Annotated in this window: 12 protein-coding genes; 8 read left to right on the top strand and 4 right to left on the bottom strand. The window is 58.6% G+C overall.

Translation table 11 applies throughout. The features are described 5' to 3' along the window. Positions 1-15: 15 nt before the first annotated feature. A complete protein-coding gene (locus TU84_RS07975) occupies positions 16-801 on the top strand; it encodes a TenA family transcriptional regulator (protein WP_048368517.1) in 786 nt (261 codons plus the stop codon). 76 nt (positions 802-877) lie between these two features. Here TU84_RS07975 and TU84_RS07970 read toward each other — a convergent pair whose 3' ends face one another. From TU84_RS07970 to TU84_RS07955, 4 genes are all read right to left on the bottom strand, one after another. Next, positions 878-1,618, bottom strand: coding sequence for a YciK family oxidoreductase (locus TU84_RS07970; RefSeq protein WP_048368516.1), 741 nt, complete (start codon positions 1,616-1,618; stop codon positions 878-880). Positions 1,619-1,663: 45 nt separating this feature from the next. After that, a complete protein-coding gene (mupP, locus tag TU84_RS07965; protein WP_048368515.1) occupies positions 1,664-2,335 on the bottom strand; it encodes an N-acetylmuramic acid 6-phosphate phosphatase MupP in 672 nt (223 codons plus the stop codon). 3 nt (positions 2,336-2,338) lie between these two features. Continuing rightward, positions 2,339-3,037, bottom strand: coding sequence for a bifunctional 2-polyprenyl-6-hydroxyphenol methylase/3-demethylubiquinol 3-O-methyltransferase UbiG (gene ubiG / locus TU84_RS07960; RefSeq protein ID WP_048368514.1), 699 nt, complete (start codon positions 3,035-3,037; stop codon positions 2,339-2,341). A gap of 63 nt (positions 3,038-3,100) precedes the next feature. Continuing rightward, entirely contained in the window at positions 3,101-4,432 is a 1,332-nt protein-coding gene (locus TU84_RS07955) for a TRZ/ATZ family hydrolase (RefSeq protein ID WP_048368513.1), read from the bottom strand. A gap of 108 nt (positions 4,433-4,540) precedes the next feature. Between TU84_RS07955 and mtnA the strand changes: the two genes are divergently transcribed. The 7 genes from mtnA to cmk all read left to right on the top strand — a co-directional run bounded on the left by mtnA (position 4,541) and on the right by cmk (position 14,986). Then, a complete protein-coding gene (gene mtnA / locus TU84_RS07950) occupies positions 4,541-5,617 on the top strand; it encodes an S-methyl-5-thioribose-1-phosphate isomerase (protein ID WP_048368512.1) in 1,077 nt (358 codons plus the stop codon). Positions 5,618-5,924: 307 nt separating this feature from the next. Next, entirely contained in the window at positions 5,925-8,576 is a 2,652-nt protein-coding gene (gyrA, locus tag TU84_RS07945; RefSeq protein WP_048368511.1) for a DNA gyrase subunit A, read from the top strand. A gap of 185 nt (positions 8,577-8,761) precedes the next feature. After that, positions 8,762-9,847: a 3-phosphoserine/phosphohydroxythreonine transaminase gene (serC, locus tag TU84_RS07940; RefSeq protein WP_048368794.1), complete on the top strand. Its 1,086-nt coding sequence runs from the start codon at positions 8,762-8,764 to the stop codon at positions 9,845-9,847. Next, entirely contained in the window at positions 9,847-10,941 is a 1,095-nt protein-coding gene (gene pheA, locus TU84_RS07935) for a prephenate dehydratase (RefSeq protein WP_048368510.1), read from the top strand. Before serC ends, pheA begins: the two co-directional genes overlap by 1 nt. Before the next feature lie 10 nt (positions 10,942-10,951). Next, on the top strand, positions 10,952-12,064 hold the full coding sequence (gene hisC, locus TU84_RS07930; protein ID WP_048368509.1) for a histidinol-phosphate transaminase: 1,113 nt from the start codon (positions 10,952-10,954) through the stop codon (positions 12,062-12,064). Positions 12,065-12,092: 28 nt separating this feature from the next. After that, entirely contained in the window at positions 12,093-14,300 is a 2,208-nt protein-coding gene (locus tag TU84_RS07925) for a bifunctional prephenate dehydrogenase/3-phosphoshikimate 1-carboxyvinyltransferase (protein WP_048368793.1), read from the top strand. Then, the gene (cmk, locus tag TU84_RS07920) at positions 14,300-14,986 is read left to right on the top strand and encodes a (d)CMP kinase (RefSeq protein WP_162207680.1); all 687 of its coding nucleotides are present in this window, start codon (positions 14,300-14,302) and stop codon (positions 14,984-14,986) included. Before TU84_RS07925 ends, cmk begins: the two co-directional genes overlap by 1 nt. The last annotated feature ends 65 nt before the right edge of the window (positions 14,987-15,051 follow it).

Here is a 15,051-nt window from a genome sequence, read left to right as displayed (position 1 = left end):
ATAAGGAGCCTGATAGTGACCGAGACCTATAACCGAACTGGCCCTCTGATGGAGGCGACCAGCTACCCCGAGTGGGCTCAGCAATTGATCCGCGACTGTAGCGAGAGCAAACGCCGGGTTGTTGAACACGAAATTTACCGACGTATGCGCGACAACACCCTCAGCGAAAAGACTATGCGTGTTTTCCTGATCGGTGGCTGGCCAGTGGTCGAGCAGTTTTCGTTGTACATGGGCCATAACCTGGGCAAAACCCGTTATGGGCGCCATCCGGGTGAGGACATGGCGCGGCGCTGGCTTATCCGCAACATTCGTGTCGAGCTTAACCATGCCGACTATTGGGTGCATTGGGCGCGTGCACACGGTGTAAGCCTTGAAGACATGAACGCGCAGGACATACCGGCAGAGTTTCAGGCGCTCAACGACTGGTGCTGGCACAGCTGCGCAACCGACTCGTTGGCCGTGGCGATGGCCGCCACCAACTATGCCATCGAAGGCGCAGTCGGTGAGTGGGCCGCTGTGGTGTGCTCAAAAAGCATCTACGAAGAGTCGTTTCCGCAAGAAGGGCGCAAGCGCTCCATGAAATGGCTGAAGATGCACGCGCAGTATGACGATGAGCACCCGTGGGAAGCGCTGGAGATCATTTGCACGCTGGCGGGGTTGAACCCTTCAGAAGAGCTGAAAACCGAGTTGCGTAAAGCGATCTGCAAGAGCTATGACTACAAGTATCTGTTTTTGCAAAGCTGCTTGCAGTTTGAGGGGGCGCCGGTAGTGCGTGCGCGGCGCGAGCTGGTCGAGTCCTGATTGTAGGTAGATGACGACCTGAAGGGCTAAAAAAACCGGAGGCTGCTTGGGCAGGCTCCGGTTTTTTTATGGGTTTTTACTGTGCGTTGAACGCCTGCCCATTGATCCCGGTGCTGTCCGGGCCCATCAGGTACAGGTAAACCGGCATGATGTCTTGCGGCTCAGGGTTGTTCTGCGGGTTTTCTGCGGGGTAGGCCTGCGCGCGCATGCTGGTGCGGGTTGCGCCCGGGTTGATGCTGTTGGAGCGTACCGTCGAGACGTTTTCAACTTCGTCGGCCAGGGTTTGCATCAGGCCTTCGGTGGCGAACTTGGACACGCCATAGGCGCCCCAGTAGGCGCGGCCTTTGCGGCCAACACTGCTGGAGGTGAAGATCACCGAGGCGTCTTGCGACAGTTTGAGCAGCGGCAGCAGCGTGCTGGTCAGCATAAACATGGCGTTTACGTTGATGTGCATCACGCGCATGAAGTTCTCGCCACTCAGTTGCTCCAGCGGCGTGCGCGGGCCGATGATCGAAGCGTTGTGCAGCAGCCCGTCCAGGCGCCCGAACTCGCTTTCAATCATGGCCGCCAGTTCGTCGTACTGATGCGGCAGGGCGGTTTCGAGGTTGAACGGGATGACCGCCGGTTTGGCGTAACCGGCGGCTTCAATGTCGTCGTAGATCTGGCTCAGGTTGGCTTCTGTCTTGCCGAGCAGCAACACGGTCGCTCCGTGGGCTGCATAGGTTTTGGCGGCGGCTGCGCCAATACCACGACCGGCCCCCGTGACCAGGATGATCCGGCCCTGAAGCAGGTCGGGGCGGGCGGTGTAATCAAACATAAAGCACCTCAACAAAAAGCAGGAAACATGTGCAGCGCCCGCGCTTCAGCAACTGCACATCGCGTTATCCAGGACTTTGCGCAATTCGGCCGGATGGTCGACCACCACGTCAGCGCCCCAATGGTCAGGGTTGTCGTTGGGGTGGATGTAGCCATAACGCACGGCGGCTGTTTTGGTCCCGGCATCGCGGCCTGACTCGATGTCACGCAGGTCGTCGCCGACAAACAGTACGCTGGCCGGGTCCAGGTCAAGCATCTTGCAGGCCAGAATCAACGGCTCGGGGTCGGGCTTGCTCTTGGTCACGTGATCGGGGCAGATCAGCAGGGCGGAGCGCTCGGCCAGCCCAAGCTGTTGCATGATCGGCTCGGCGAAGCGTACGGGCTTGTTGGTGACAACGCCCCACACCAAATGCGCTTTTTCAATATCGGCCAGCAACTCGGCCATGCCGTCAAACAGCTTGCTGTGGACTGCACAGTCACGCTGATAACGCTCAAGGAACTCAAGGCGCAGCGCCTCGAAGTTGTCTGCTTCAGGGCTAATGCCAAACGTCGCGGCAACCATCGCCTTGGCACCGCCGGAAATTTCATCGCGAATCAGTTTGTCGGCAACGGGCGGCAGGTCACGGTCTGCGCGCATGGCCTGGCAGATGGCGATGAAGTCCGGCGCGGTGTCGAGCAGGGTGCCGTCCATGTCAAAAAGAACTGCTCTTAAACGCATGTATTACTCCTCGCGAAGGGTCTGGATCATGTAGTTGACGTCTACATCGTTGGCCAGTTTGTAGTGCTTGGTCAGCGGGTTGTAGGTCAGGCCGATGATGTCCTTGACGCTCAGGCCTGCCTGGCGGCTCCAGGCGCCCAGCTCGGAAGGGCGAATGAACTTCTTGAAGTCGTGGGTACCGCGCGGCATCAGCTTGAGGACGTATTCGGCGCCGATAATCGCGAACAGGTAGGACTTGGGGTTGCGGTTGATGGTCGAGAAGAACACTTGGCCGCCCGGTTTAACCATCTGGTAGCAGGCGCGGATGACAGACGCTGGATCCGGCACGTGTTCGAGCATTTCAAGGCAGGTGACGACGTCGAACTGGCCCGGCATTTCGAGCGCCAGTTCTTCGGCAGTGATCTGGCGGTACTCAACGTTGACGCCGGACTCGAGCTGGTGCAGTTGCGCGACAGCGAGGGGGGCTTCGCCCATGTCGATACCGGTAACAGTCGCCCCGCGCTGAGCCATGGACTCACTGAGGATGCCGCCGCCGCAGCCCACATCGAGGACTTTTTTACCGGCCAGATGAACGCGCTCATCAATCCAGTTGACCCGCAGCGGGTTGATGTCGTGCAGCGGCTTGAACTCGCTTTCGCGGTCCCACCAGCGATGGGCAAGCGCCTCGAATTTGGCGATCTCGGCGTGGTCGACGTTGCTCATGGGTAAATCCTCTAAAGCTAAAAAACCGGGTAAAACTCAGGGCTGGGGCCCTGAGGCTTGGAATCAATGAGTATGGCTGTTAATACGCTCGCCCCAGGCTTTGGCGGTGGCGCACAGTTGTTGCTCGTCCAGGCGCGTCAATTGGCCGTTATCCAGCAGTTGCTTGCCGGCGACCCATACGTGCTTCACGCAATCGCGGCCAGTGGCGTAGATCAGCTGTGAGACGGGGTCATAGACCGGCTGCTGGGCAAGACCGCTCAAATCGAATGCCACCAGGTCAGCCGCTTTGCCGACTTCGATCGAGCCGATTTCGCTCTCCTGGCCCAGGGCGCGAGCGCCGTTGAGCGTTGCCATACGCAGTGCGCGGTGAGCGTCCAGTGCCGTGGCCGAGCCGGATACGGCTTTGGCCAGCAAGGCAGCAGTGCGGGTTTCACCGAGCAAATCGAGGTCATTATTGCTGGCGGCCCCGTCGGTGCCAACCGCGACATTAACGCCGGCTTGCCACAAACGCTCGACCGGGCAGAAACCGCTGGCCAATTTGAGGTTGGATTCAGGGCAATGGATCACGCTGGAGTTGCTTTCTACCAGAAGGCTCAGATCTTCATCGTTGATTTGAGTCATGTGCACGGCCTGGAAGCGCGGGCCCAGCAAACCCAGGCGGGCAAGGCGGGCTACCGGGCGCTCGGCATTGTGCTCGACGGCCTGTTGCACTTCGAAGGCGGTCTCGTGCACGTGCATTTGCACGGCAGCATCGAGTTCGTCGGCAATCACCCGGACTTTCTCGAGGTTTTCGTCACCGACGGTATACGGCGCGTGCGGGCCGAACGCGATTTTGATGCGCGGGTGGTATTTCAAGTCGCCAAACAGTTCTACCGCCTGGCGCAGGGATTCGTCTGCGGTGCTGGCGCCCGGAATCGGGAAGTCCAGAATGGGGAAGGCAATTTGTGCGCGGATGCCGCTGTTGTGCACGCGCTCGCTGGCGACCTTGGGGAAAAAATACATGTCACTGAAGCAGGTAATGCCGCCTTTGATCTGCTCGGCTATGGCCAGGTCGGTACCGTCGCGAACGAACGCCTCATCGACCCACTTGGCCTCGGCCGGCCAGATATGGTTTTCCAGCCAGGTCATCAGGGGCAGGTCATCGGCCATGCCGCGGAACAACGTCATTGCCGCGTGACCGTGGGCATTGATCAGCCCCGGACTGAGCAGCATCTCGGGGAGTTCGCGGGTTTCAAGGGCGGTGTGTTTTTCGGCGAGGTGGCGCGGTCCCATAAATACAATGCGTCCGTCCTGGATGCCCACAGCATGGTCCTTGAGTACGACCCCGGCGGGTTCAACAGGTACGAGCCAGGTGGGGAGCAGCAATAAGTCGAAGGTCAAGGGCTGGGTTGGCATCAAAAATGACTTCCGGTGCATTATAAAAAGGACGCGAAGTATACCCGAGCGTCTTGGGGGCGGGCTCGCTATAATCGGCGGTTTTGTATCAGGGTGATAGGGGAAGTCATGCGCGATCGACTGTTGGCCGCTGAAAAGGTAAAGGCCATTGATTGGCAGGGTGAAGCCCTGCATCTGCTGGATCAGCGCATTTTGCCTTTTGAAGAGAACTGGCTGGCCTATACCGACGCTGAGGGAGTTGCTCAGGCCATTCGTGACATGGTGGTGCGTGGCGCCCCGGCGATTGGTATTGCGGCGGCCTATGGCGTAGTGCTGGCGGCGCGTGATCGCAAGGCGGCAGGCGGTGACTGGGTGGCGGCGCTGGAGCAGGATTTCTCCCTGTTGGCGAACTCGCGACCGACCGCGGTGAACCTGTTTTGGGCGCTTAACCGTATGCGCGACCGTCTGGAGCGCTGCAAAGACAACACCGATGCGCTGCAGGCGCTTGAAGACGAAGCCGTCGCGATCCATGAGAGCGATCGCGAGGCCAATCTGACCATGGCGCAGTTGGGTGTCGATGTGATCCGTCGCCATCAGGGCAATGCCCAGACCGTATTGACCCACTGCAACACTGGAGCGCTGGCAACCGGCGGCTTTGGCACGGCACTGGGGGTCATTCGCGGCGCATGGATCGAGGGCATGATCGAACAGGTGTATGCCGATGAAACCCGGCCGTGGTTGCAAGGCTCGCGCCTGACTGCCTGGGAGCTGGCCAACGAGGGGATCCCGGTGATTTTGAACGTGGACTCGGCTGCAGCCCACATCATGAAAACCAAGGGCGTGACCTGGGTGATTGTCGGCGCTGATCGCATTACCGCCAATGGTGACGTGGCAAACAAGATCGGCACCTACCAGTTGGCGGTCAATGCCATGCACCACGGTGTGCGCTTTATGGTGGTTGCGCCGAGTTCAACCATCGACATGGACCTGGCCAGCGGCGAAGACATCCCGATTGAAGAGCGTAACGGCAGTGAATTGCTGGAAGTGGGCGGCAAGCGTGTCGGCGCGGATGTTCAGGCGTTCAATCCGGTGTTTGACGTGACCCCGGCAGACCTGATTGACGTGATCGTGACCGAGAAGGGCATTGTTGAGCGCCCGGACGCTGCCAAAATGGCGCAATTGATGTGCCGCAAGCGGTTGCACTAAGGCAGCAGTTAAGCGGCAAGTTGCAAGCGGCAAGCTTGAAGTCAAGGCTGCGTATCCCGTTAATCGGGTTATGGGCTGCGAACTTGCAGCTTGTTGCTTGAAGCTTGTAGCTGCGAAGCACGTCAATTGTGATAACATCCGGCGGTTTCCGGGGTGCCCTGCAAGGGTTGCCCTTACTGCGCAAATCCGTAGGTTAACTCGTTGATTTGTCGTAAGTCGTTGCGTGGCACGTGGCCAGCGGCGGCGAGCTTCGTTCGTCCCGAATGGATGTGGCGAAGTTTCACCCGAAAAAGGAATCAGGCTTCTCATGGGCGAACTGGCCAAAGAAATCCTCCCGGTCAATATCGAAGACGAGCTGAAACAGTCCTACCTCGACTACGCAATGAGCGTAATTGTCGGCCGGGCACTGCCTGATGCGCGCGATGGCTTGAAGCCCGTGCACCGGCGTGTGCTGTTTGCGATGAGCGAACTGAGTAACGACTGGAACAAGCCGTACAAGAAATCTGCCCGTGTGGTCGGTGACGTTATCGGTAAGTATCACCCGCATGGTGATACGGCCGTTTACGACACCATCGTTCGAATGGCTCAGCCATTCTCCCTGCGCTACCTGCTGGTAGACGGTCAGGGTAACTTCGGTTCGGTTGACGGCGACAACGCCGCTGCCATGCGATACACCGAAGTGCGCATGACCAAGTTGGCTCACGAACTGCTGGCCGACTTGCACAAAGAAACCGTGGATTGGGTGCCGAACTATGACGGCACTGAACTGATCCCGGCGGTCATGCCAACGCGTATTCCCAACTTGTTGGTCAACGGCTCCAGCGGTATTGCTGTGGGCATGGCCACCAACATCCCGCCGCACAACCTGGGCGAAGTCATTGATGGCTGCCTGGCGTTGATCGACAACCCGGAGTTGAGCGTCGACGAACTGATGCAGTTCATCCCGGGCCCGGACTTCCCGACGGCGGCAATCATTAACGGCCGTGCCGGCATCATCGAAGCCTATCGTACTGGCCGTGGCCGCATTTACATGCGTGCCCGTTCGGTTATCGAAGACATCGACAAGGTCGGCGGCCGTCAGCAGATCGTGATCACCGAGCTGCCTTACCAGTTGAACAAAGCGCGTCTGATCGAGAAGATCGCTGAACTGGTTAAAGAGAAGAAACTCGAAGGCATCACCGAGCTGCGTGACGAGTCCGACAAGGACGGCATGCGCGTTGTGATCGAGCTGCGTCGCGGTGAAGTGCCGGAGGTTATTCTCAATAACCTGTATGCACAGACCCAGCTGCAAAGCGTGTTCGGGATCAACATTGTTGCCCTGATCGACGGTCGTCCGCGCATCCTGAACCTCAAGGACCTGCTTGAAGCGTTCGTGCGTCACCGCCGTGAAGTGGTGACCCGTCGTACCGTCTTCGAGCTGCGTAAAGCCCGTGAACGTGGCCACATCCTTGAAGGTCAGGCCGTTGCCCTGTCCAACATCGACCCGGTGATTGCGCTGATCAAAGCGTCTCCAACGCCATCTGAAGCCAAAGAAGCGCTGATCAGCACCCCTTGGGAGTCGACGGCGGTAGTGGCGATGGTTGAACGTGCCGGTGCCGATTCGTGCCGCCCCGAAAACCTGGATCCGCAATATGGTCTGCGCGACGGCAAATACTTCCTGTCGCCAGAGCAGGCTCAGGCCATTCTTGAATTGCGCCTGCACCGCCTGACCGGTCTTGAGCACGAGAAGCTGCTGGCTGAGTACCAAGAGATTCTGAACCAGATCGGCGAGCTGATCCGCATCCTCAACAGCGCTGTGCGCTTGATGGAAGTGATCCGCGAAGAGCTGGAAGTCATTCGTGCGGATTACGGCGACGTGCGCCGTACCGAAATTCTGGATCATCGTCTCGACCTGACACTGGGCGACATGATTCCGGAAGAAGAGCGCGTTGTGACCATTTCCCACAGTGGCTATGCCAAGACCCAGCCATTGGCTGCGTACCAGGCTCAGCGTCGTGGCGGTAAAGGCAAGTCGGCCACTGGCGTGAAGGATGAGGACTACATCGCTCACCTGCTGGTAGCCAACAGCCACACCACGCTGTTGCTGTTCTCCAGCAAGGGCAAGGTGTACTGGCTCAAGACTTACGAAATTCCAGAAGCGTCCCGTGCCGCGCGCGGTCGTCCGCTGGTCAACCTGCTGCCGCTGGATGAGGGTGAATACATCACCACCATGTTGCCGGTCGAGGAATACACCGAAGGTCATTTCATCTTCATGGCGACCGCTAACGGCACCGTGAAGAAGACTCCGCTGGAATCTTTCAGCCGTCAACGCAGCGTGGGCCTCATCGCCCTGGAGCTGGACGAAGGCGACGTACTGATCAGCGCTGCTATCACTGATGGCGAGCGCGAAGTCATGCTGTTCTCCGACGGTGGCAAAGTGACTCGCTTTAAAGAGTCTGACGTCCGTGCGATGGGTCGTACGGCCCGTGGTGTTCGCGGCATGCGTCTGCCAGAAGGTCAAAAGCTGATCTCGATGTTGATCCCGGAAGAAGGCAGCCAGATCCTCACCGCGTCCGAGCGTGGCTACGGCAAACGTACGGCGATTAGCGAGTTCCCTGAGTACAAGCGTGGCGGTCAGGGCGTAATTGCCATGGTCAGCAACGAGCGTAACGGTCGCCTGGTTGGCGCTGTCCAGGTTCAGGATGGCGAAGAAATCATGCTGATTTCTGACCAGGGTACGTTGGTGCGTACGCGTGTTGACGAAGTGTCGAGCCTGGGTCGTAACACCCAGGGCGTGACCTTGATCAAACTGGCCAGCGATGAAACGCTGGTCGGGCTTGAGCGGGTACAGGAGCCTTCGGAAGTGGAAGGCGAAGAACTCGACGATGACGTTGAACTCGAGGGCGAGGCCATCCAGGATGGCGTTGACGACGAGCAGCCGCTAGAGGGTGGCGCTGACGAAGAAGAACCGCAGGAATAAGCGGACACACAGGGGGCGGATGAAGATTCGCCCCCTTGTTGTATGTGTTGGGGCTGCAACGTGTAGCGAAGCACTGATTTTTTGAGCCGCCAGGCCGGTGTGCACAGAACAGATTGGCGCTTTGCCATGCGGTGCAGCTCTTGTTGATTTATTGCATGACCCACCAAATCAGAGCGAGAGTGGATGTGAGCAAACGAGCCTATAACTTCTGCGCAGGTCCTGCTGCGCTTCCTGAAGCCGTCCTGTTGCGTGCCCAGTCTGAGTTGCTCGACTGGCATGGCAAGGGCCTCTCGGTTATGGAAATGAGCCATCGCAGCGATGAGTTCGTGTCCATTGCAACCAAGGCTGAGCAGGATCTGCGCGATCTGCTGTCTATTCCCTCGAACTACAAAGTCCTGTTTCTGCAAGGCGGCGCAAGCCAGCAATTTGCCCAGATCCCGTTGAATCTGCTGCCTGAAAATGGCTCGGCGGATTACATCGATACCGGTATCTGGTCGCAAAAAGCCATCGAAGAAGCTGCACGCTATGGCCACATCAACGTGGCTGCCAGCGCCAAGAACTACGATTACTTTGCGATTCCTGGCCAGAACGAGTGGAACCTGTCCAAAGACGCGGCCTATGTTCACTATGCGCCGAACGAAACCATTGGCGGTCTGGAGTTTGACTGGATTCCGCAAACCGGCGACGTTCCGCTGGTTGCCGATATGTCTTCGGACATCCTGTCGCGTCCAGTCGACGTTTCCCGTTTCGGCATGATCTACGCTGGCGCGCAGAAGAACATCGGCCCAAGCGGTATCGTGGTGAACATCGTTCGCGAAGACCTGCTGGGGCGTGCACGCTCGTTCTGCCCGACCATGCTGGATTACAAGGTCGCCGCCGATAATGGCTCGATGTACAACACCCCGCCAACGCTGGCCTGGTACTTGTCTGGCCTGGTGTTTGAGTGGCTGAAAGAGCAGGGTGGCGTTGAAGCAATCGGCAAGCTCAATGAAGTTAAAAAGCGCACCTTGTACGACTTCATCGATGCCAGTGGCTTGTACAGCAACCCGATCAACAAGACTGACCGCTCGTGGATGAACGTGCCGTTCCGTCTGGCTGATGACCGTCTAGACAAGCCATTCCTGGCGGGTGCTGAGGCTCGCGGCCTGTTGAACCTCAAAGGCCACCGCTCGGTAGGCGGCATGCGCGCGTCGATCTATAACGCCGTGGACATCAACGCAGTGAATGCGCTGGTGGCTTACATGGCAGAGTTCGAGAAGGAACACGGCTAATGTCCGAGCAAGAACTCAAGGCCTTGCGCCTGCGTATCGACAGCCTGGACGAAAAGGTTCTGGAGTTGATCAGTGAGCGTGCCCGCTGCGCTCAGGAAGTGGCGCGGGTCAAGATGGCGTCGCTGGCTGAAGGCGAAGTGCCGGTCTTTTACCGGCCTGAGCGTGAAGCTCAGGTGCTTAAGCGTGTGATGGAACGCAACAAGGGGCCGCTGGGCAACGAAGAGATGGCGCGGTTGTTCCGCGAAATCATGTCTTCATGCCTGGCGTTGGAGCAGCCGCTGAAAGTGGCTTATCTGGGCCCTGAAGGCACCTTTACCCAAGCTGCGGCCATGAAGCACTTTGGTCACGCGGTCATCAGCAAGCCGATGGCTGCGATTGATGAAGTGTTCCGTGAAGTGGCGGCGGGTGCGGTGAACTTTGGAGTGGTGCCGGTAGAGAACTCCACCGAAGGCGCTGTTAACCACACGCTGGACAGCTTCCTTGAACACGACATGGTGATCTGCGGCGAAGTTGAGCTGCGTATCCACCACCACCTGCTGGTGGGCGAAAATACCAAAACCGACAGCATTAGCCGTATCTATTCGCATGCCCAGTCGTTGGCCCAGTGCCGCAAGTGGCTGGACGCGCACTACCCGAACGTTGAGCGGATTGCCGTGTCGAGCAATGCCGAAGCGGCCAAGCGGGTTAAAGGCGAGTGGAACTCCGCAGCGATTGCTGGCGACATGGCAGCAGGCCTGTACGGTCTGACCCGTCTGGCTGAAAAAATCGAAGATCGCCCGGATAACTCCACGCGTTTCTTGATGATTGGCAACCAGGAAGTGCCGCCGACCGGGGATGACAAAACCTCGATTATCGTGTCGATGAGCAACCGTCCGGGTGCGCTGCATGAGTTGTTGGTGCCATTCCATGAAAATGGCATCGACCTCACGCGCATTGAGACGCGTCCATCGCGTAGCGGCAAGTGGACCTATGTGTTCTTCATTGACTTTGCTGGCCACCACCGCGACCCGTTGGTCAAAAGTGTGTTGGAGCAGATCAGTCAGGAAGCCGTAGCGCTCAAAGTGCTGGGCTCCTATCCGAAAGCGGTTCTCTGAGGCGGTTTACATGAGCGGTGATTTCCTCGCCCTGGCACAGCCGGGCGTGCAGCAACTTTCGCCATACGTCCCGGGCAAGCCTGTGGACGAGCTGGCGCGTGAGCTGGATATTGATCCGGCAACCATCGTCAAACTGGCCAGTAACGAAAATCCTTTGGGTGCAAGCCCCAAGGCGCTGGCGGCCATTCGTGAAGAACTGGCTGAGCTGACGCGTTATCCAGACGGTAACGGTTTCGCCCTGAAAACCTTGCTGGCCGAGCAAACTGGCGTGCAACTGAATCAAGTGACGCTGGGCAATGGTTCTAACGATATCCTGGAGCTGGTTGCGCGTGCGTACCTGGCGCCAGGCCTGAATGCCGTGTTCAGTGAGCATGCGTTCGCGGTGTACCCGATCGTGACTCAGGCCATTGGTGCGACGGCGCATGTCGTTCCGGCCAAAGACTGGGGCCATGACTTGCCGGCCATGCTGGGGGCGATAGACGAGAACACCCGTGTGGTGTTCCTCGCCAACCCGAACAACCCGACCGGCACCTGGTTCAGCGCCGAGGCGCTCAACGAGTTTTTGCAAGATGTGCCTGAGCGTGTGCTGGTGGTTCTGGACGAGGCGTATATCGAGTACGCAGAAGGCAGTGAATTGCCGGATGGCGTGGAGTTCCTGTCGGCTTACCCGAACTTGCTGGTCTCGCGAACCTTCTCCAAGGCCTATGGCCTGGCCGCCTTGCGGGTAGGATACGGTCTGTCGAGCGCAGTGGTGGCCGACGTGTTGAACCGTGTTCGACAGCCATTCAACGTCAACAGCCTGGCGCTGGCCGCAGCCTGCGCTGCGCTGCAAGATGCCGACTATCTGGCCGAAAGCCGCCGCCTCAACGAGGCGGGCATGGAGCAGTTGCAAGACGGCTTCCGTGAGTTGGGCTTGCAGTGGATTCCCTCCAAGGGCAATTTTATTGCGGTGGATCTGGGGCAGGTCGCAGCGCCGGTTTATCAAGGCTTGTTGCGTGAAGGCGTCATTGTGCGTCCGGTGGCCAACTACGGCATGCCGAATCACTTGCGAGTCACCATTGGTCTGCCAGCGGAAAACACCCGTTTGCTTGAGGCGCTGGCCAAGGTTCTTGCTCGTGGTTGATGTTATATCGCTGAAACCTGTTGCGCCTATTGTAGGTCGGCTGGTGGTTGTAGGATTGGGCCTGATTGGTGGCTCTTTCGCTAAAGGTATGCGTGAAAGTGGCTTGTGCGCCGAGGTGGTCGGTGTTGATCTGAACCCGAAGTCGCGAGCCCTGGCAGTCGAGCTGGGTGTGGTTGATCGCTGTGAAGCTGATCTGGCGGTGGCTTGCCGTGGCGCCGACGTTATTCAGTTGGCCGTGCCAATTCTGGCCATGGAGAAAATGCTCGGCTTGTTGGCGGGCATTGATCTGGGCCACGCGGTATTGACCGATGTCGGCAGTGCCAAGGGTAACGTGGTACGCGCTGCAGCTCAGGCGTTTGGTGCCATGCCGCCGCGTTTCGTGCCGGGGCATCCTATTGCCGGGTCTGAGCAAAGCGGTGTAGAGGCTTCAAATGCCAGCCTGTTCGAGCGGCACAAAGTCATTTTGACGCCTGTGGCTGAAACCGATCCTGCTGCGCTGGCCCTGGTCGATGTGCTATGGCGCGCACTGGGTGCAGATGTTGAACACATGCAGGTCGAACGCCACGACGAAGTCCTCGCTGCAACCAGTCATCTGCCACACCTGCTGGCGTTTGGGTTGGTCGATTCTCTTGCCAAGCGCAATGAGAATCTGGAGATCTTTCGGTACGCTGCGGGGGGCTTCCGCGATTTCACAAGAATCGCCGGGAGCGACCCGGTAATGTGGCATGACATCTTCCTCGCTAACCGCGAGGCGGTGCTGCGCACATTGGATACATTTCGTAGCGACCTCGACGCCTTGCGCGACGCGGTCGATGCAGGGGACGGGCATCAATTGCTGGGCGTTTTTACCCGCGCCCGAGTTGCTCGAGAGCATTTCAGTAAAATCCTGGCCCGCCGGGCATATGTGGACCCTATGAATTCAAATGATCTGATTTTCCTGGCTGAACCAGGTGGCACTGTAACTGGCCAAATCCGTGTGCCAGGCGACAAGTCCATTTCTCACCGCTCGATCATGCTCGGCTCGTTGGCTGAGGGCACGACGCAGGTTGAAGGTTTTCTTGAGGGCGAAGACGCTCTGGCAACGCTGCAAGCGTTCCGTGACATGGGCGTTGTTATTGAAGGACCGCACCAGGGTCGTGTGACCATTCACGGCGTTGGCCTGCATGGCTTGAAAGCGCCGCCCGGGCCCATATATCTGGGTAACTCGGGTACGTCGATGCGCTTGTTGTCGGGTCTTTTGGCCGCACAGAGCTTTGACACGACGCTGACCGGTGATGCATCGCTGACCAAGCGCCCAATGAACCGTGTGGCCAACCCGCTGCGTGAAATGGGTGCTGTGATTGAAACGGCGGCTGAGGGTCGCCCGCCCATGACCATTCGTGGCGGTCACGCCCTTAAAGGTGTGAATTACACATTGCCAATGGCCAGTGCCCAAGTGAAATCCTGCCTGTTGCTGGCGGGTTTGTATGCCGAAGGCACTACCTCTGTCACTGAGCCTGCGCCAACCCGCGATCACACCGAACGCATGTTGCGTGGTTTTGGTTACCCGGTCAGCGTCAACGGACCTACGGCGTCGGTCGAGTCGGGCCACAAGCTCACGGCAACGCACATCGAGGTGCCGGGCGATATCTCGTCGTCGGCGTTCTTCCTGGTAGCGGCTTCTATTGCTGAAGGTTCGGACCTGTTGCTGGAGCACGTAGGCATCAACCCTACTCGCACAGGCGTGATCGACATCTTGCGTTTGATGGGTGCTGACATCACCCTCGAAAACCAGCGCGAAGTAGGCGGCGAGCCAGTGGCGGACCTGCGTGTACGGGCTGCCAAGCTTAAAGGTATCGACATTCCGGAAGCGCTGGTGCCATTGGCAATTGATGAGTTCCCGGTACTGTTTGTAGCTGCGGCGGTGGCAGAAGGTCGTACTGTTCTGCGCGGCGCCGAAGAGCTGCGAGTCAAGGAGTCGGACCGTATCCAGGTGATGGCTGACGGCTTGCTGACCTTGGGCGTCAAATGCGAACCGACCCCTGACGGCATCATTATTGATGGCGGCTCCATCGTTGGCGGTGAAGTTCATGGTCATGGCGACCACCGTATTGCGATGGCATTCAGCATTGCTTCGCTGCGTGCTACGGCGCCAATCCGTATTCACGATTGTGCTAACGTCGCGACGTCTTTCCCGAACTTCCTGGCGCTGTGCAAGCAGGTCGGTATTCGTGTGGCGCAAGAGGCGCAGTCGTGATGTCGGTGGCGCCAGTCATCACCATCGACGGACCTAGTGGTTCGGGCAAGGGCACCGTTGCAGGTCGCCTGGCCGAGCATTTGGGCTGGGCATTGCTGGACTCTGGCGCCTTGTACCGTTTGCTGGCGTTTGCCGCTGTTAACCATGGTGTCGCGCTCGATAACGAAGCTTTGTTAAGTCAGTTGGCGGCTCACCTTGATGTGCAGTTCGTCGGGGCGACGGAAGGTAAGTCGGCGCGTATCGTGCTTGAAGGTGAAGACGTCACGCTGGCTATTCGTAATGAGACGGTTGCAAAGGGTGCATCGCAAGTGGCGGCGCTACCCGCTGTTCGCGAGGCTTTGCTGCAGCGTCAGCGTGCATTCAGGGAGTTTCCGGGGCTGGTTGCCGATGGTCGCGATATGGGAACAGTGGTTTTTCCTGAGGCTCCGCTGAAGGTTTTCCTGACGGCCAGTGCCGAGGAGAGGGCCCGTCGCCGTTACTTGCAGTTGAAGGCCAAGGGGGATGATGTTAGTCTCCCGCGTCTGTTGGATGAGATACGTGCCCGTGATGAGCGTGACACGCAGCGTGCAATAGCCCCGCTAAAGCCGGCGGCTGATGCCATACAGCTTGACTCTACGGAGTTATCCATCGAGCAGGTGTTAGAACGCATCAAGAGTGAAATCGCCCTTCGCGATCTCGCCGGATGACCAAGAACGCGTGCAGGAGACCAGAAATAGTCCTGCATGCCTTCTTTTATATGAACGTAACCCAC

Source organism: Pseudomonas helleri, assembly GCF_001043025.1.
In the GTDB taxonomy this organism is placed as follows: domain Bacteria; phylum Pseudomonadota; class Gammaproteobacteria; order Pseudomonadales; family Pseudomonadaceae; genus Aquipseudomonas; species Aquipseudomonas helleri.
Note: the sequence above shows the minus strand (reverse complement) of the source record. Positions and strands in the feature narration are given on the sequence as shown.

What these genes read in the sequence shown, in the direction of transcription:
- mtnA (WP_048368512.1), top strand. Translation starts at nt 4,541, where the DNA reads ATGCGCGATCGACTGTTGGCCGCTGAAAAGGTAAAGGCCATTGATTGG.
- hisC (WP_048368509.1), top strand. Translation starts at nt 10,952, where the DNA reads ATGAGCGGTGATTTCCTCGCCCTGGCACAGCCGGGCGTGCAGCAACTT.
- gyrA (WP_048368511.1), top strand. Translation starts at nt 5,925, where the DNA reads ATGGGCGAACTGGCCAAAGAAATCCTCCCGGTCAATATCGAAGACGAG.
- TU84_RS07955 (WP_048368513.1), bottom strand. Translation starts at nt 4,432, where the DNA reads ATGCCAACCCAGCCCTTGACCTTCGACTTATTGCTGCTCCCCACCTGG.
- TU84_RS07970 (WP_048368516.1), bottom strand. Translation starts at nt 1,618, where the DNA reads ATGTTTGATTACACCGCCCGCCCCGACCTGCTTCAGGGCCGGATCATC.
- pheA (WP_048368510.1), top strand. Translation starts at nt 9,847, where the DNA reads ATGTCCGAGCAAGAACTCAAGGCCTTGCGCCTGCGTATCGACAGCCTG.
- ubiG (WP_048368514.1), bottom strand. Translation starts at nt 3,037, where the DNA reads ATGAGCAACGTCGACCACGCCGAGATCGCCAAATTCGAGGCGCTTGCC.
- mupP (WP_048368515.1), bottom strand. Translation starts at nt 2,335, where the DNA reads ATGCGTTTAAGAGCAGTTCTTTTTGACATGGACGGCACCCTGCTCGAC.
- cmk (WP_162207680.1), top strand. Translation starts at nt 14,300, where the DNA reads ATGTCGGTGGCGCCAGTCATCACCATCGACGGACCTAGTGGTTCGGGC.